We start from the raw sequence: 18,171 nt of genomic DNA, 5'->3' as shown, positions 1-18,171 counted from the left end.
ATGAAACAGAAAAAAATATATTTGATCCGGGAGTACACGGTTCTGGCCGTACTATTTCTCTTTAGCATGGCCGCCCTGTTCGGATCGGTTCAGATTTTTAATGAGAGCACGAACCAGGACAACCCTGGGATGTTTCCCATATTTGTGTGCTGCGGGATGCTGATTAGCTGCGCGGTGGCGTTCTTCGGAGTCAGGAAGAGCGCGGCGGAAGAAAGATCCGCTCCCGAAGGACAGCAGATGGAGGCGGCGTCCGCGCCCGATGGACAGCAACCGGCGTCCGGACAGGAAACGCGCGGCTGGGCGGCGGTCCGGCTGGCGGCAGCGGCAGAGGTGCCGTTTCCGGTTTTTATCATGATCGCAGCGACCATCCTGTACGGTGCCGTGCTGAAGATGGCGGGTTTTTATCCTTCTACGGGGATCTACATGCTGTTTTCCATCCTGTTTCTGGAACGGGGGAAACACGTAATCCGGAGCCTGATTGTGACGGCCGGGTGGCTGGTGTTTGTCTATCTGCTGATTCAAATGGTTTTCCAGATCCGTTTGCCATAGGAGGAGAATATGAGTGCGATTATCGGTACTTTGGGAGACGCCCTGTCTTTATTCGGCACCCCAAGCTTGTTTATCTACATGGCGGCCGGCGTGTTTTTCGGGATGTATGCCGGCGCGATGCCGGGAATCTCCGTTACCATGGCCATGTCCCTGATGGTGTCTTTCACGTATGGCTGGGACATGAAGCCGGCGTTGGCGATTCTGATCGGCTGCTATGTCGGAGGTGTTTACGGCGGCTCCCGTTCCGCCATTTTGCTGAATGTTCCGGGAACGCCAGCCTCGCTGCCGACCACCTTTGACGGATACCCGCTGGCAAAAAAGGGGCAGGCGGCCAAGGCGTTGGGGATCACGGCGATTCAGTCGGTGATCGGAGGTTTGATCGGCGCTGTCTTTCTGTTGTTCTGCGCGCCGCTCATCACCCAATTTGCCCTGCTGTTTTCACCGAGAGATTATTTCCTGCTGGCCTTTATGGGAATTCTCCTGATGGCAGGAATGACCGGGGCTTCCATGGCCAAGGGCCTGTTCGGGGGCTTTTTAGGAATGCTGATCGGCTGTATCGGCATGGACTCGTCCACGGCCGCGCAGCGGTTTACGTTTGACAGTATTTATCTGATGAGCGGCATCAGCTCCATCGCGGTGATTATCGGTATGTTTGGCCTGTCGGAATCGCTGCTCCAGATGCGGGATATGACGGCGGTGACGGTCCGCAAGCAGAAAGTAGACCGGATCCTGCCGAGTTTTAAGGATGCGTTCGGCTATTTGAGAATCACCATACAGTCTTCCCTGATCGGCGTCTTTGTGGGAGCCCTGCCCGGCACCGGGGGGAATATAGCGGCTTTGATTGCCTATGATCAGGCGAAGAAAACGGTCAAACATCCGGAAGTACCCTTCGGAGAAGGCGCGATCGAAGGCCTGGTCGCGCCGGAATCGGCCAACAATGCGGCCTGCGGCGGCGCGGTGATCCCGATGCTGACCTTAGGGATACCGGGGGATACGGCGACCGCCCTGCTGCTGGCAGCTCTGACCATCCACGGGGTACAGTCCGGGCCTCTTTTGATGAGCGAGGGCGGCGGGGTATTCGGCGTGATCGTTGGCCTGGTCCTTTTTGCCAACGTGGTGCTGCTGCCGGTTTCCCTGACCGGGATTAAGATTTTTGCCAAGATCGCCGAGATACCGAAGCCGGTTCTGCTCCCCATCATCATCAACCTGACGGTCATCGGCGCGTATTCCATCAAACTGAATCTGATGGATGTGTATTTTATGATTGGATTCGGCATCGCAGGCTACTTCCTGAAACTGCACAATTTTGCCACCGGGCCCATCGCCCTCGGCTTGATTCTCTGCTCGCTTTTGGAACTGAATCTGCGCCGGTCCATGACCATGGCCCGCTTTTCGGTCGGGAAGTTCTTTTTGGACATCTTCACCCATCCGCTTTCCCTGATTCTTTTCCTGCTGGTGGCGGTGATGTTTTTGAGCCAGCTGGGAGTGCTGGCAAAGTGGAAGGGCAGGAAAGGGAAAAAAGAAAAGTAAACGGTAAGGCAGCGGACAGGTCCGTATGATAGGAATGACGAGGAGACAGGATAGAAATGAAGATTATAAAAGTGACGGCGATCTATGTCCATGAGATCAAGACCGATCCGTCGGAAAAACATGGACAGCGTCCGATCTTGGTGCGGATTGACACGGATGAGGGCGTTTACGGCATCGGAGAAGTGGGGATGGCCTACGGAACCGGCGGCCATGCGGCCTTTGGGATGGTCCAGGATTATGCCAGGCTGATCTTGGGGATGGATCCCATGAATTCGGAGGCCATCTGGGAACGGATGCTGAAAAAGACCTTCTGGGGGCAGGGCGGTGGAACCGTGATTTTTGGAGGCATGAGCGGAATCGACATGGCGCTTTGGGATATCAAGGGAAAAGTACTGAACGTTCCGGTCTATCAGCTTCTCGGCGGCAAATGCCGGGAGGATCTGCGGGTTTATGCTTCCCAGACTCAGCTGGGCTGGGGGAAGAAACGTCATATCTGCGTCCGGGATGAAGATTTTGCCGGGCAGGCAAAGATCGCGGTGGCCGAGGGCTATGACGCGGTCAAAGTGGATGTCTTACAGTTTGACCGGAATGGCGTGTCCGGCGGCTATCACCTGGAGGGGCCGCTGCCCCCTTATGTGATTCGCATGGGCGAGGAGCGGATTGCGGCGATCCGGGAGGCGGTGGGACCGGATGTGGACATCATCATCGAGAACCATGCCCACACGGATACCACCAGCGCCATCCAGTTTGCCAAGGCGGTGGAGCCTTATCACATTTTCTTCTATGAGGAAGTGAACACGCCGCTGAACCCAGAGATGCAGCGGTTCGCCAAGGAAAAAATCAATATTCCGCTGGCAGCGGGGGAGAGGATCTACTCCCGCTGGGGGTTTGCCCCGTTCTTCCAGTCGCGCTCCATCGATGTGGCGCAGCCGGATCTGGGCACCTGCGGAGGGATCACGGAGTGCAAGAAGATCTGCGACATGGCTCACGTGTACGACATTACCTGCCAGGTCCATGTGGCAGGGACGCCGATCGCCAAGGCCGCGGCGCTCCATGTGGAGACGGCGATTCCGAATTTCTGTATTCATGAGCACCACCAAAAGGCCCTGATGCCGGAATATATCGACCTCTGCCAGCAGAATTATCAGCCGGTTCACGGCCGATACCGGGCGCCTGAGCTCCCTGGCTTAGGACAGGATTTGACGGACCGGGCCTACCGGGATGCGGACGTGGTGGAAATCACGGAGTGATGACAAGCGGATCATTTTATTCCTTCGTATTGTAGAAGGACAGAAGCAGTGATATAATAAGATTCGCCGGGCAATGTTTGAAACGTGACCGGCGGGGAGGTTGAGCGCTTCTATGAAAATTATTGATCTGCATTGTGATACCATCAGTTCCCTGCGCCGGGCCAGAAAGACGGGGAAGTCTCTTTCCCTGAGGGAAAATCCCCTGCATCTGGATCTTAGGCGGATGCGGCAGGGGGGCTATGCCTTGCAGACCTTCGCGGCCTTTGTGGACTCGGACGAGGAGGAAGATGTTCTCGCGGCCTGCCGGGAGCAGATCGCCCTGTTTTATGAGGAGACCGGAAAGAATTCCGATTGGATCGGTCCGGTCAAAAGCTTTGCAGAATATGAGGAGAATCAAAAGGCCGGCAGGATGTCGGCCTTGCTTTCTTTGGAAGAAGGCGCGGTCTGCCGGGAAAATCCGGACATCCTAAGGGAACTCTACGGCCTGGGGGCCCGGATGATGACCTTAACCTGGAATCATGAGAATGGATTGGGGTATCCCAATCACGCTGAGCTTTTCGGTGAGAATCACCTTCGGGTCTGGCCGGAGGAGCGTGGATTAAAAAAGGCAGGCTTTACCATGCTGGAGGCTATGGAGGAAGCAGGGATGCTGGCAGATGTATCCCATCTTTCCGACGGCGGTTTCTGGGATGTGGCCTCGGCGGCAAAACGGCCGTTTTTAGCCAGCCATTCCAATGCGAGAGCCGTGACTCCCCATGTGCGGAACCTGACGGATGAGATGATCCGGGTGATCGCAGAGCGGGGCGGCGTCATCGGCATCAATTTCTGCGTGGCGTTTTTACGGCCGGGCTGGCAGCCGGGCGACAGCCGGGGAGGCACCAGGGAAGAGATGACCGCCCATATGCGGCATATCCGAAAGGTGGGAGGAATCGACTGCCTGGCTCTGGGGTCGGATTACGACGGAATCGCCGAAGCGCCGGAGATGGAGGAGTGTTCCCGGATCCAGACGCTCTGTGAGACCATGGAGGCGGGGGGCTTTTCCACCAGGGAAATCGAGAAGATCCTGTACGGAAACGCGGAGCGGTTTTTGAAAGAAAACCTGCGTTAGAGAAGAGCGCGCTGCGCAAATGCGGCGAGTAAATGACGCAAAGAGAAAATCTTATTTAAAGATATAGAGAAGATGGAGAAAACATGGAAAACTTTTTGGTGTCACTGAGAGCAGTATTCCCGATGTTTGCGATCATGAGCATCGGGTATCTGGTTCGCAGGCAGGGAATGTTGGATGAGACATCTCTGAAAAAAATGAATTCCGTCTGCTTTCAGGTATTCCTGACGGCAGTCATGTTCCGGAGTATCTACCAGATGGATCTGAAAACGGTGGACGGAAAGCTGCTGGCGTTTGGGCTGGTCAGCATTCTGATCATGATGGCGGTTTCTTACCTTTTGGTCATGCGGCTGGAAAAAGAGAATAAAAGGCGCGGCGTGTTGATCCAGGCCCTCTACCGGAGCAACTTCGTCGTGCTGGGATTTCCCGTTGTGTCTGCCGTCTACGGCGAGGCGGGACTGGGCGTCCCGGCCATGATGACCTGTATCACGACGCCGCTTTACAATGTGGTGTCGGTCCTGGTGCTCAGCTATTTTCAGGGATCCCGGCCAAAGCCTCTGGCCCTGGCAAAGGAAGTGATCCGGAATCCGTATATTCTGGCGACGATCGTGGGGTTTGGATTTCATATTTTGGGGATCCGCCTGCCGTCGCTTTTGGAGGATGTGGTGGATCAGGTGGCGGGAGTCGGAAACCCGCTGGCGATTTTTATCCTCGGAGCCAGTTTTTCTTTTGGAAATATCTCTGCGTATAAAAAGTATCTGACCGGCTGCTGTCTGATGCGTCTCGTGGTATTCCCCGGAATCTTTTTAAGTGCCGCCGTGCTCCTCGGATTCCGCGGCGTGGAGCTTTTGACTTTGGTCGCTCTGTTTGCCACCCCGACGGCTATCGCGTCCCATGTCATGGCGCAGCACTTCAACGGGGACTCAGATCTGGCCGGAGTGGAGGTGGTGATCTCCACCTTGGTATCTCTTGTCACTTTATTTTTGTGGATTTTCTGCTTCAAATCCTTTGGACTGCTGCCGGCGGTTTAAATCAGGAGAACGAACAGGCCCCGGAATCTCATGGATCCCAGGGCCCGCCCTCCTTGGGGCCTCCGCGCAAAGCGCACACTTTGATCAGAGCGCCCTATTCCTGACTGATCTGCTCGGCCAGGTCGTTCAGGTAAACCCAGCGCTCCATTTTCTGATCCAGCGCCAGCTCCGTCTGTTCTTTTTCTTCCATCAGTTCGCCAAGCCTTGCGTACTGGCTGGCTGAATCCTCGATTTCCGCTTCCAGGGACGCAAGTTTCTCCTCTAGGGCGGCGATGTCCGCGTCGATCGTGTCGAATTCTCTCTGCTCCTGATAAGAAAATTTCACCTTCTTCTTATCCCTTGGCTTTTCGGTCTGCTTTGGCCGGGATTCCTCCCGCGCCGGGGCGGAGGGTTCCTTCGGGCGGTTCGGGGAGAAGAAATAGTCGGTGTAGCCTCCCTCATACTGGCGGATCGCCGCCCCCTCAAAAGCCAGGATCCGGCTGACCACCCGGTCCAGGAAATACCGGTCATGAGACACGGTGATAACGATGCCTGGGAAGCTGTCGAGGTAATCTTCAAGAATGGTTAAGGTGGCGATATCCAGGTCATTGGTGGGCTCGTCGAGGATCAGCACGTTGGGCGATCCCATCAGTACCCGGAGCAGATAAAGCCGCCGTTTTTCCCCGCCGGAAAGCTTGTTCACCGGCGTGTACTGCATGGCCGGGGTAAAGAGAAAGCGTTCCAGCATCTGGGAGGCGGTGGCCGTCCCCTTGCTGGTCTCGATAATCTCCGCCACGCTGCGGATATAATCGATGACCCGGATATCCAGGTCCATGTCCTCATTTTCCTGGGCAAAATAGCCGATGCGGATGGTATCCCCCAAGACCACGCTGCCGGAGTCCGGCTCCTCCATCCCGGTCAGAATCTTCATCAGAGTGGATTTCCCGCAGCCGTTGGGGCCGATGATGCCGAGCCGTTCCCCTTTCAGTACGATATAGGAGAAGTCCCGGAACAAAGTCCTTCCGTCGTAAGCTTTGGACACATCAGTGATCTCAATGGTCTTTTTCCCCATCCGGCTGCCGACGGAGTCCATTTCCACGGCGCGGTCACGGGATGGCTTGTCCGCGTTCTGCATGTCCTCGATCCGCTGGATGTGGGCCTTTTGCTTGGTGGAACGGGCTCTGGCTCCCCGCTGCAGCCATTCTAACTCGGTTCTCAGAATACTCTGGCGTTTGCGCTCCGTGGCCCAGGCGTCGGCCACCCGCTGCTCCCGCAGCCGGAGAAAGCCGGAGTAGTTGGCTTCATAAGAGTAAAGCTTTCCTTCGTCGATCTCCACGATTTTGTTGGTCACCCGGTCCAGGAAATACCGGTCGTGGGTCACCATGACCAGGACCCCTTTCAACTGGTTCAGGTACTGTTCCAGCCACAAAACCATGTCGGAATCCAGATGGTTGGTGGGCTCGTCGAGGATCAGGATGTCTGCCGGGTTCATCAGCGTCCGGGCCAGGGCGGCGCGTTTCTTTTCTCCGCCGGAGAGCGGATCCATGACCTGATTCCAGTCCCGAAAGCCGAGGCGGGTCAGGATCGTTTTTGCCTCGCTTTCCGCATTCCAGGCGTCGGGCTTATCCTTGTGCTCTTCCAGCACATAATGAAGCACCGTGATGCCGGGCGTAAATTCCGGCGTCTGGGGCAGATAGGCCAGTGTGACCGAGTTGCCTTTGGTGACGGCTCCATCGTCGGGTTCCTCCAATCCGGCGATCAGCTTTAACAGCGTGGTCTTTCCGGTGCCGTTGATGCCGATGACTCCGATCTTGTCACCTTCCTGGATGCCGAGGGAAACGCCGGATAACAGCGTGCGGCCTCCGAAGCCCTTGGTGATATTTTCCATTACAAGGTTGTTCATAAATTCTCCTTTATGCCGCGGGAACGGCCCGCCTCAGGCAGGGAATCCTTTGCGGCAGGATTCTTTTTGCAAAGTGACACATTCTATGTTATTATAATTCGAGAAAACCGGATTGTAAATGCAGGGAGGAACTTTTTATGAAGCTTTGGGAATCCGCATCCATCGGAACGGTGACGCTCCGAAACCGGACGGTGCGCTCTGCGACCAATGAGCACTTGGCGGAGCGGGACGGCCGCATGACGAAAGCGCTGATCGAGTGCTATGAAGAGCTGGCCAGCCATGAAGTGGGGCTGATCATTACCGGCCACTATGCCGTGGATGCCCTGGCTCGCGTGGATGCCGGGCAGCCATATCTGGATGAAAGGACGGACCGGGCGCTGCTTCAGGAAGCGGCGGAGCGGGTCCATGCGAAGGGCGGAAAGCTGGTGATCCAGCTGAACCATGGGGGATTAAACGCTTCGGAGAAGGTGAACGGCCGCCCAGCCCAGGGACCGATGGAGCTAAGCGAAGCGGACCGAAGCCTTTTACTCCAAAAGTATGCTGCAGCCGCCCGGCTGGCAAAGGAGGCCGGATTCGACGGGGTTCAGGTCCATATGGCCCACGGCTACCTGCTTTCCAGCTATCTGAATCCAAAGGAAAATGTCCGGGGCGATGCCTATGGCGGCTCGGTGGAGAACCGTTTCCGTTTCCCCGGAGAAGTTTTAAAAGCCGTGCGGAAGGAATGGGGACCGGAAGGGATGGTTTTGGTGAAGGTAAACTGCGATGCCGTGGAGGACCTTCACCGGGTTTTGGAACTCTGTGAAGAAGCCGGCGCGGACGCCGCGGAGGTCAGCGGACTCGGTTTTGCGCACCAGGAGGTGAAAGGGGAGCCCTTTTATCTGAAAGAGGCGTTGGCGGCCGGGGAGGGGATCCGGATCCCTCTGATCTTGGTGGGCGGCATTGTATCGGAAAAAGGTGCGGAACAGGTGTTGGAGGCAGGGATTCCTTTTGTCTCATTCAGCCGCAGCCTGATCTGTGAGCCGGACTTTATCGAAAAGCTGAAAGGCGGCGCGGAGAAAAGCAAATGTATCCACTGCAATAATTGTTTCCGGGTATACCGGGAACGCTACCGGCGCTGTGTTTTGCACCGGCAGGAGATCCCCCAGTTAAGGAAAACTTTCGGGGAATAGCCGCAGGGAAAAAAGTGAAAGATGAAATGAGCAAGGAAGAGGCCGGTCTTATCGTGGATCAATAGCGCAGAAAGGATAGCTTATGGGAAATCGGGAACAGCAGATGCGAAGGGCCAAATGGCTGATCGGAATAATCGCAGTCTGTATCGTGATCTATGCAGGCGTGCAGAATATCGGAACCGTGGGAAAGGTAGTTGGAGGTTTTTTTAACCTGATTTTCCCTTTGATTCTGGGGCTGATTTTGGCGCTGATTTTAAATGTGCCGCTTCGCCCTTTGGAAAAACATTTCTTTCCCCGCTCCAATCAGGCATGGGTGAAAAAGATCCGCCGGCCCTGCTGTATTTTGATCGCTCTTTTGATCATCCTCAGCGTGCTGACCGGCGTGTTGCTCCTGGTGGTGCCGGAGCTGGTCAGCGCCATCGGCGTGCTGGGGGAGAGCGTGGTCGACGTGATCAATTCGGCTCAGGACTGGAGCTTGCAGCATGATCTGGCGGAGACGCCGGTGGGAAGCTTTTTGATGAAGCTGGAGCTGAACTGGAATGCAATTCAAAGCAGCCTATTTGAATGGGCGAAGGGCGGCGTAGCCGATATTTTGGGAACGACGGCTTCCGTGATCGGAACACTGGCCGGACGGGTGATCAATTTTACCGTGGCGCTGGTCTTTGCCATCTATATTCTCAGCGGAAAAGAGCGCTTGAAAGGACAGGCCGTCCGCCTGATTCACGCCTGGGTGCCGGAGAAATTTTCAGAGACGGTTCTGCACGTTGGGGCTGTGTTCGGGGACGCGTTCCGGAAATTTGTGGCAGGGCAGACCATCGAAGCAATTATTTTGGGGAGCCTTTGCTTCCTGGGCATGTGGATCTTCCGTTTTCCTTATGCGCCGATGATCGGCGCACTGGTCGGAGTCACCGCCCTGGTTCCCATGCTGGGCGGCCTGATCGGCGGTTTTGTCGGTGCTTTGATGATTTTGCCGGAGAGCTTTACGAAGGCAATTTTATTTGTGGTATTTCTGGTCATTCTCCAGCAGTTGGAGGACAATCTGATCTACCCGCGGGTGGTGGGGTCCTCTATGGGGCTTCCCGCCATCTGGGTGCTGGCTGCGATTACGGTCGGAGGCAGTATGGGCGGCGTGGTCGGGATGCTGTTCAGCGTCCCGGTGGCATCGGCCCTCTACCGCCTGCTGCGGGAAGCGACCGAGTGGAAGGAGAGCAAGCTGACCGCTGATCGGCTTCACTGAGTTTCATGGGAAACTACAATATGGAGAAACAGCATTGGTTTGAGAGCATCCGGTACCGGGTGCCTGCGATCGTCGGACTGACCATTCTGATTCCGATGTTGGCGTTCCTCTTTTATACCTATCAGTCCGCCAGGGAAAATATCCTGGAAAATGCCAGACATTCTCTTTACACCAGCCTGTACGGCTCGTCGCTCCTGATGGAATCTTCGATGGAGGAAGTCCGCTCTTTCAGTAAAGACTTAAGCCGGGAGCCGGATTTGACGGATAAGATCACCGCTTATCTGTCGGAGCCCTCGGAGCGGGCGCAAAAAGAGCTGTCTTTGGCGCTGGGCCAATATGCCGGGGAGATGCGAACACTGGATCAGATTTATTTGGTGTTTGAGAAAAGTGATCTGATTCTATCCACTGATTTTGACCACAAGACGATTTCGATCAAAGAGGGCTTGGGGGAAAAGCTGTACCAGCTCGATCAAAATTATTTTTCCGGGCGCATCGAATGGTATTCCCTGCCGGTCAACGAGGCGCAGAATGATTGGCGGCTGGCCCATATCCGCCCGGTTCCGATTCCCGAACAATACGGCGGCTGTACGATGATCTGTACGCTGAAAGAAAAGCTGGACAGCACGGCCGGCACCCTGGACTATCCGGGAGTGCTGTCCGCGGTGACGGACTACCAGGGGCGGATTTTGGAAGCCTCCTGGGAGCTGGAGCATTTTTCGGAGAATTTAAAGGAACACCCGCTGTTTCAGGATGCGTACCAGCAAAACGGAAACACGGAAAGCTATATTGTGGGAGATGAGAAACCCTGCCTGGTCATGTACTATAATTCCGTCGAGAGCGGCTGGAAGTATCTGGGGGCGGTTCCTCTCTCAGAGATATTGGAGAACTTTTCCAGCCAGGCGCCGGGGTTCCTGCTGATTGTGGTTCTCGGTGTGTTCAGCATTCTGCTGGGTTCCGGCCTGCTCTACATTGGCGTCGTCCAGCCGTTAAACCGCCTGATGCGGGGAATGAAGCGGATGGAGGAAGGGGAGCTGGCTCCTTTAACCAATATCAAACAAAAAGGGGAGATCGGAGCCGTACTCCACAGCTACAACCGCATGACGGAAAAGCTCCGCCAGCTGATTGACGAAGTCTACGTCCAGCAGCTGCTCCGCAAGCAGGCCCAGCTTTCTTCCCTGCAATCCCAGATGGACGAACATTTCCTCTATAACACGATCAATACGATCTACTGCGAGGCCTGCCGGGAAAAGGCTGGGAAGTCCGCCAATATGCTGATCGTGCTGTCCCAGTATTTCCGGCTGAGCCTGGCCAAGGGGCAGGATATGGTGGGACTTGACGAGATTGTGGAGCTGATCCGGTGTTACCTGAAAATTCAGAAGATGCGCTTTGGAGATGCGCTGCGGTGCCGGATCGAGGATTTTCCGGATATGAATCAGTATGTTGCGCTGAAATACCTGTTTCAGCCCATCGTGGAGAACGCCATTGTTCACGGATTTGAGCCGAGCCGCAGCAGCCACACCGTGGAGATTGTTTTCCGAAAAGAAGAGGAATTCCTCTATTTTGAGGTAAAGGACGATGGCGCAGGCATGCCGGAGGAGACCAGACGGCAGCTGATGGAGGAGAGCGGAAATCTGAAGACAGTGGGGAACGGTTACGCCCTCAAAAATATCCGGGAGCAGATTCGGATCACCTACGGGGAGGAGGATCCGATCTTTATCGAGAGCAGAGAGGGAGAAGGGACAAAGGTCTATTTCCGGATTCCGCTTAAGAGGAGAAATGATGATGAAACGTGAATACTCTCTTTTGGTGGTGGACGATGAGAGCATCGCCAGGGAGCATGTGATGCAGGACATCGCCTGGGATAAGCTTTCGATCACGACGTTGTATGAAGCGGCGGACGGCTTCGATGCGCTGGTTCAAATGGAAGAGCACCGGCCGGATCTTGTGATTTTGGATATCAAGATGCCGGGGATGACCGGTGTGGAGCTTTTGGAGGAAATTCACCGGAGGAAATACGGGGCGCAGATTATTGCGCTCAGCGGCTACAGTGATTTTGACGCGGCCAGGCGGATGCTGGCCAGCGGCCAGGTGGTGGAATATCTGCTGAAACCGGCTTCTGAGGACGTGATGTTTGAGGCGGTCTATAAGTGTATCGCCAGGCTGGAAGAACAGGAGCGGATTGTCGACCTGCAAAGCCATCTGAGCAAAGCGGCGGCCTCGGTCCGGAGGTCGGCCGTTTCCCGTGTCCTGTTCGGCGGCCAGCCGGAGGATGAGGAAGAGACGCCGGAATTAAATACAGATTGCTATGTCCAGGCGGCGGTGCTGGCGGCGGAGCAGGAGGAACTGCTGCGGGAGGCGACCCACCGGGAACTGGAACGGGAGGGCACCGCGCTTCAATACTGCTTTTCCTGCCCGCAGCCTGGGCGGAAAGCTCTGGTTTTTTCCAGCGGGAAGCCGGAATTACAGGATGAGGTGGAGCGGATCTGCCGCCGGTTGGCAGAGGAGTCCGGCGGGTATGTGGGCTGCGGCCGGCTCTACCGCTCAGAGTATCAGCTGAATGTCTCTTATCAGGAAGCGCTGCTTGCCTATGTCAGCCGGTCCTTTATGGAAGGCGAGCGGTTCCGCAGCATCGACCGGGTGGAGCGGCGGATCGCCAATCTTCATGAACCCTGGGTGACGGCGGAAGAGATGAGAGGCTTTTTGCAGGCAGGCGACCGGGAGGCGGTTCAAAAAAGCGTGCGTCGTCTCTTGGAAAGCGCGCTGGCGGATCAAAGAGAACTGCTTTTTCAGGGGGAAAAGAACCGGCTTAACATCAGTCAAACCCGCATCTTTTTCGCCAACTTTGTGGACTCAGTGCTGCGGGACTGGCCGGAGGAAGGAAACCTGGCCGCCATTTTGGAGGCGCGGGATATCGACGAGCTTCTCCGGATCGTGGATGGGATGCTGCTCTCTTTTTGTGAGCGGCAGCAGACCGACGGCGGGGGACATAAAGCGGCCCTGGTCAGGGATGCCAAGGAGTATATCCGCCAGCACTACGCGGAGAGGCTTTCTTTGGAGCAGGTGGCCCGGCGGGTCTACATCAACCCGTCCTATCTTTCTAAGCTGTTTTCCGAGGTGGAGGGCAGCAGCTTTTCCGATACGATCGCCCAGATCCGCCTTCAAAAAGCAAAGGAGTATTTAAAAGATTACCGGTACAAAGTGTATGAGATCGCGGAACTGGTGGGGTATCCGAATGTGAAACATTTTATGCGGGTGTTTAAGAAGGTGGAAGGGATGACGCCCACGGAGTATCGGGAGAAGCAGTTGTTTCTTTAAAAATAAGTAAAAGTTCTGAATGAAAAGCCACCCCGACGGTGAAGATAAACCAAACCGCCGGGGTATTTTTTTTGCCCTGGCGGTGCCAAGTGTCAAAGATATGAAACCAAATTTCAAGATATGTTGTTTCCTTTCACAGAATTTTTCGTTATGATAAAGATGCGAAACGGAGAATTCGGAAGACTACGAGGATAGAAATGAAAAAAAAGCATTGGATGGGGCTTTTCATTCTTCTCCTGGCTGCGGCATCCTGCTCCGGCGGGGGCAGCCAGACCATGCCGGATCCCTCGGCGCAGGCCGGCGATGGGAAGAAGCAGTATGTGATCGGCGTCAGCATTCCGACCACGGACCTGGCGTTCCGGAGAACCATGTTTGAGATGGTAAAGGAAGCTTATCCGGAGGGAAATACCGACAAACGGGCGCAGGTTCTGGTTTATGACGGAAAGAACAGCCAAAAGCAGCAGAACCAGGACATCAAGGATTTGATCGAGCAGGGCGTGGACGGCATTGTGGTGGATTCCTACACAACCGAGGGAATCCTTTCCGTTATCAAATACGCCAATGAGCGGGGCGTGCCGATCATGGCTGTGGACGATCGGATGGAAACCAATTCTTCGGCGCAGGTGGTCAGCTTTGTCGGCAGCGATCACAAAAAAATGGGAAATCAGGCCGCGGAAATGCTTCTGCGGGGGCTGAAGGAAACATACCCGGAGGAAGAAACCTGGAACGTGCTGGAGCTGACCGGTATCCCCGGATCCGCCGGCGCCATGGACCGCGGGGAAGGAATCCACGAAGTCCTGGACCAGGAAGAACGGGTTCACCTGCTCGGCAGCTACAATGGTGAATTTGCTGAGGAAAACGCCGCCAGCATCATGGAGGACTGCCTTGGCGTTTACGATGAGATCCACGCGGTCATCTGTCAGAATGATCTGATGGCGGAAGGCTGCTACCGGGAGATTGAAAAAGCCGGTAAGGTCGGGGAAATCCTGATCGTAGGCTTTGACGGACAGCGCTCCGTCGTGGAAAAGATCCGGGAAGGCGGCATCTACGGCACGGTTTTAGAACCGCCGGATATGGCCGTCACAGCGGTGGAAAAGCTCTGTGATTATCTGGATGGAGAGGAGCTTTCCCCGGTCTATTATCAGGAATCCATTCCGATTTCCCCGGAGGATGCCGAACGATTCCTGAAGGAAAATCTGGCTTGGTAGAAATTTGAAGCGGTCAGGGCCCGGCAGCTTTCAAATAAATAGGCGGCAGCAACCAAAAAAAACGCCGGCAAAAAAGGATAAGGAGAGTACCAATATGAAAAAGTGTTTGGCAGTGTTTGTTTCTTTCTGCATGGCATTCGGACTGATGGGATGCGGCGGAGGAAGTGATTCGACAACAGCAGCGGCGACAACGGCAAAAGCCACCACAGCGGCGGCTACCGAGGCTACCACAGCGGCAGCCACTGAGGCCGGAGCAACGGCGGCGGAGTCCACCACGGCGGCAGCCGTACAGGGCGGTGTGGCAAAGGCAATCCAGGAACATGCCGGAGACGCAAAGGACCTGAAAGTAGCATTGAGCAACTCGATTCTGACCAATGCCTGGAGAATCCAGATGGTCAAAATTTTTGAAACCTATTGCGAGCAGTTAAAAGAGCAGGGCGTGGTATCCGAATATTATGCCACCAGCTCCGGCGACGACGCTCAGGCGCAGATCAATGAGATCAAGAACCTGATCGCAGAAGAATACGACGTGATTCTGGTGGACTGCGCTTCCTCGGCATTGCAGCCGGTTTTAGAAGAAGCGGCGGACCAGGGAATCGTTGTGGTTTCCTTTGACAATATTGTGCAGACCGACACCACCTACAGCATCGCTGTGGACGGCACCGCATTTGCGACCAACCAGGCCAAATGGCTCTGCGAGCAGCTGGGCGGCAAAGGCAATATTATTCTGGTTCGCGGCAAAGCAGGCGCCCATGACGATACGGTCCGCTGCGCCGCCTATGAAGAAGTTCTGAAACAGTATCCGGATATCAAAGTGGTCGGCGACGGCTACGGCGAGTGGGATTTCGGCACAACGGCTCAGCTGATGAACGATCTGCTGGCGAAAAATGAGGGAACCCAGATCGACGGCGTCCTGCAGCAGGGCATGGGCGAAGCGGCCATCGTAGCGGCTTTAGAGCAGCACGGCTATGATCCCGCCACGGTTCCGATCACCGGCGAGTGGACCAACGGATATTTCCGCGTGGTACAGGAAAAGAACCTGAACGCATTTATCACCGGCGTTCCTTCCTACCTGTCCGCCATGGCCATGGATGTGGCCTTGGACGTTGTAAACGGCAAGGATGTGGAGAGAAACCAGCTTCTGGATCCGCCGGTCATCGATGCCAAGGATGCGGGCAAGTGGTATCAGGCGTCCCAGTCCGATGAATTCATGCCGGCCTACACGGATGAAGCCAACAGCTGGAATATTCAGCTGGAGGACGTTCTGGAGTAAGTTACGAGACAGAAAAGCTAGAAGGATGGGGAGGCCCTCCGATCCTCCCGTGGTCAGATGCGGGCGGGAGGGGCTCCCCTTTGTGATTGAGAGGAGGTCTATTGGTGGAACAGGTTCCGATCATTTCGGCCAGAAACGTAAACAAACACTACGGCGGCGTCCATGCGCTTATCGACGCCAAGATTGATTGTTACGCAGGGGAGGTTCACGCGCTGGTCGGAGAGAACGGCGCAGGGAAAAGCACCCTGATTAAAGTATTGTGCGGGGTCGTCCTTCCGGATCAGGGGGAAATCTCCCTGAAAGGACAAACGATCCGCCTGACATCTCCGGTGGATGCGGTGAAGGTGGGGATTGCATCGGTATTTCAGGAGCTCTCCCTGCTGCCGGATCTGTCGGTGGCGGAGAACGTTTTTCTCGGCTGTGAGCCCAAAAATAAGTGGAAACTGATTGATTTCAAGGCGATGGAGACCCGGACGGCAGAGATTATGAAGGAGCTGGAATTCGACATCGACGTCCGGACCCTGGTAAAAAATCTGCCCCTGGCCAAACAGCAGTTGGTAGAGATTGCCAAGGCACTTTCAAAAAACCCGGACGTCATCATTCTGGATGAGGCCACGTCCGCCCTCGGAAGCAAAGAGGTGGAGCTTTTGTTCCGCCTGCTGCGCCGCCTGACCAAGGAAGAAGGAAAAACCGTGATTCTAATCTCCCACAAGATGGATGAGCTGGAACGGATTGCGGACCGGGCCACAATCTTTAGGGACGCCCGGTATATTACGTCCTTCCGGTGGGGGGAGATGACGAACGGAGAAATCATCGACCAGATCGCTGGGCGGAAGATCGATACGATTTTTCCGGCGAAACGGGAGAACCTTCCCGATGAACCGGTGTTGGAGCTGGAAGATGTCAGCTATAAAAACAAACTAAAACATGTAAATCTCAAGATCCGGCGCGGCGAAATCTTTGGGCTGGCCGGCTTAAGCGGCCATGGCCAGAGCGAACTTCTCGGCGTTATCTACGGCTCCGAGGCCATGGACGGCGGGACTTTAAAAATTAAGGGGGAGGCCAAACGGATCAAAAATCCCAGAATGGGCCTGGCCGCAGGCGTGGCGCTCACTCCGGCGGACCGGAAAAACGACGGCCTGCTGTTAAGCCGGGGATCCGGGGAAAATATGATGCTGACCACCTTGAAAAAGAGGAGCCGCCTCGGCGTCATCGACAGCAAGAAAGAAGAGGAAGACACCAGGCGGATGATCGAGCTTTTGCAGATCAAGCTGAGCAGCCCTTCCCAATTAGCCGGGACTTTAAGCGGCGGCAACCAGCAGAAGCTGGTGTTGGGAAAGGCAATTTTGACCGACGCGGATATTCTGCTGCTGTCGGACCCGACCCGCGGTATTGATGTGGGAACCAAATATGAGATCTATCAGTTGATCCGCCGGCTTGCAGAGAGCGGAAAGACGATTCTTTTGTACTCCACCGAGAACATGGAGCTTTTGGGCCTCTGCGACCGGGCCGCCGTGTTCCGGGACGGGGAAGTGGCGGCCGTGCTACAAGGAGAGCAGTTTACCGAGCATGAAATCTTAAAAGCCGCTCTGGGAATGGAAGAGACGGAGGTGGGAGCATGAAGGGAAAACTGAATTATATCTGGGCGAAAAACCGGGAGGCGGTGTTCGGCTATGTGATCATGACTGCGGTGGTCATTCTCTACATATCCAGCCAGAAAAACTTTTTCACCGCCTACGGAATTAAATCTACGTTTGATCAGTTTATGACGCTGCTGTTCGGGGCCCTGGCCCAGACTCTGGTTATTTTGACGGGAGGCATCGATTTGTCGGTGGGAGCCCTGATCGGCCTGACCAACACAATGACCGCTTTTCTCATGGTACCGATCGCCCATGCCCTGGGGAACGACATGCTGGGTGTGGCGGTAACTTTGTTGGTGGTGCTTGCCATCGGAGCCCTTGCTGGCTGCATCAATGGAATGTTGATCGTCTATGGACGTCTCCAGCCGATCATTGTGACGCTGGCGACTTCCTTCATCTTCATGGGAATCGGCATGTATATCCTGCCGCAGCCCAGCGGCGAAGTGGTGAGCGGTTTTACCAAGCTGATGATGGGAACCCTGACGCCGCTTAAGATACCAAAGTCCATACTGTGGCTTTTGTTTGCGGTTTTGATTCTCTGGATCCCGATCCGGCGGTCTAAATTCGGCCAGTCCGTCTATGCCATCGGCGGCAATGAAAACGCGGCCTTTGTATCCGGCATCAATGTGAACAAAACCAAGGTGAAAACTTACTTGATGGCCGGAGTCTGCTGCGCCATCGCCGGCATTCTCCTGACGGCGCAGACCACGGTGGGAGACCCGACCGGAAGCGACGGCTTTACCATGAATTCCGTGGCTGCAGTCGTACTGGGCGGCACGGCGCTCTCCGGAGGAAGAGGCAGTTTTATCGGAACCGTGGCAGGCGTGATTACCTACTCTCTGATTCTGGGGCTTTTGATCTTCTGGGGCGTCAATTCGTTCTACCAGGATATGATTAAGGGATTGATTCTGGTAGCCGCCTTGGCTATCAATGCCCTGCAAAAGCTGGAACTTCGCCGGAAACAGACGGCGTGACGGAAAGG

The 18,171-nt window shown here is 55.4% G+C and carries 14 protein-coding genes; 13 read left to right on the top strand and 1 reads right to left on the bottom strand.

Annotation, left to right across the window (positions count from 1 at the left end):
• The 5 genes from MUB23_RS16675 (at nt 1) to MUB23_RS16655 (ending at nt 5,465) form a co-directional block, all read left to right on the top strand.
• Nucleotides 1-549, top strand: coding sequence for a tripartite tricarboxylate transporter TctB family protein (locus MUB23_RS16675; protein WP_244801881.1), 549 nt, complete (start codon nt 1-3; stop codon nt 547-549).
• 9 nt (nt 550-558) lie between these two features.
• The gene (locus MUB23_RS16670) at nt 559-2,079 is read left to right on the top strand and encodes a tripartite tricarboxylate transporter permease (RefSeq protein WP_244801880.1); all 1,521 of its coding nucleotides are present in this window, start codon (nt 559-561) and stop codon (nt 2,077-2,079) included.
• A gap of 56 nt (nt 2,080-2,135) precedes the next feature.
• On the top strand, nt 2,136-3,329 hold the full coding sequence (locus MUB23_RS16665) for a mandelate racemase/muconate lactonizing enzyme family protein (RefSeq protein ID WP_280515842.1): 1,194 nt from the start codon (nt 2,136-2,138) through the stop codon (nt 3,327-3,329).
• 112 nt (nt 3,330-3,441) lie between these two features.
• Complete coding sequence (locus MUB23_RS16660; protein WP_244801879.1) at nt 3,442-4,437, top strand: dipeptidase; 996 nt, start codon at nt 3,442-3,444, stop codon at nt 4,435-4,437.
• Between the two features lie 83 nt (nt 4,438-4,520).
• Entirely contained in the window at nt 4,521-5,465 is a 945-nt protein-coding gene (locus MUB23_RS16655; RefSeq protein ID WP_244801878.1) for an AEC family transporter, read from the top strand.
• A gap of 94 nt (nt 5,466-5,559) precedes the next feature.
• Here MUB23_RS16655 and MUB23_RS16650 read toward each other — a convergent pair whose 3' ends face one another.
• Nucleotides 5,560-7,347: an ABC-F family ATP-binding cassette domain-containing protein gene (locus MUB23_RS16650; protein ID WP_244801877.1), complete on the bottom strand. Its 1,788-nt coding sequence runs from the start codon at nt 7,345-7,347 to the stop codon at nt 5,560-5,562.
• Nucleotides 7,348-7,484: 137 nt separating this feature from the next.
• On the opposite strand from MUB23_RS16650, the gene MUB23_RS16645 reads away from it, so the two are divergent.
• The 8 genes from MUB23_RS16645 (at nt 7,485) to MUB23_RS16610 (ending at nt 18,163) form a co-directional block, all read left to right on the top strand.
• Nucleotides 7,485-8,516: an oxidoreductase gene (locus MUB23_RS16645; protein ID WP_244801876.1), complete on the top strand. Its 1,032-nt coding sequence runs from the start codon at nt 7,485-7,487 to the stop codon at nt 8,514-8,516.
• 82 nt (nt 8,517-8,598) lie between these two features.
• Nucleotides 8,599-9,753, top strand: a complete 1,155-nt coding sequence (locus tag MUB23_RS16640; protein ID WP_244801875.1) for an AI-2E family transporter — start codon at nt 8,599-8,601, stop codon at nt 9,751-9,753.
• Between the two features lie 20 nt (nt 9,754-9,773).
• Nucleotides 9,774-11,546: a sensor histidine kinase gene (locus MUB23_RS16635; protein ID WP_244801874.1), complete on the top strand. Its 1,773-nt coding sequence runs from the start codon at nt 9,774-9,776 to the stop codon at nt 11,544-11,546.
• Complete coding sequence (locus MUB23_RS16630) at nt 11,530-13,068, top strand: response regulator (RefSeq protein ID WP_244801873.1); 1,539 nt, start codon at nt 11,530-11,532, stop codon at nt 13,066-13,068. The genes MUB23_RS16635 and MUB23_RS16630 overlap by 17 nt, the downstream gene beginning before the upstream one ends.
• Nucleotides 13,069-13,265: 197 nt before the next feature.
• Complete coding sequence (locus tag MUB23_RS16625; RefSeq protein WP_244801872.1) at nt 13,266-14,276, top strand: sugar ABC transporter substrate-binding protein; 1,011 nt, start codon at nt 13,266-13,268, stop codon at nt 14,274-14,276.
• Nucleotides 14,277-14,370: 94 nt separating this feature from the next.
• Nucleotides 14,371-15,549 carry a substrate-binding domain-containing protein gene (locus MUB23_RS16620; RefSeq protein ID WP_244801871.1) on the top strand — a complete coding sequence of 393 codons (1,179 nt, stop codon included), beginning with the start codon at nt 14,371-14,373 and terminating at the stop codon, nt 15,547-15,549.
• A 104-nt stretch (nt 15,550-15,653) separates the two neighbouring features.
• Nucleotides 15,654-17,171 carry a sugar ABC transporter ATP-binding protein gene (locus tag MUB23_RS16615; protein WP_244801870.1) on the top strand — a complete coding sequence of 506 codons (1,518 nt, stop codon included), beginning with the start codon at nt 15,654-15,656 and terminating at the stop codon, nt 17,169-17,171.
• Nucleotides 17,168-18,163 (top strand): ABC transporter permease, encoded by a 996-nt coding sequence (locus MUB23_RS16610; protein WP_244801869.1) that lies wholly within the window; start codon nt 17,168-17,170, stop codon nt 18,161-18,163. Before MUB23_RS16615 ends, MUB23_RS16610 begins: the two co-directional genes overlap by 4 nt.
• Nucleotides 18,164-18,171: the final 8 nt, after the last annotated feature.

It is taken from the genome of Cuneatibacter sp. NSJ-177, assembly GCF_022867805.1.
Lineage (GTDB): Bacteria > Bacillota > Clostridia > Lachnospirales > Lachnospiraceae > Pseudolachnospira.
Note: the sequence above shows the minus strand (reverse complement) of the source record. Positions and strands in the feature narration are given on the sequence as shown.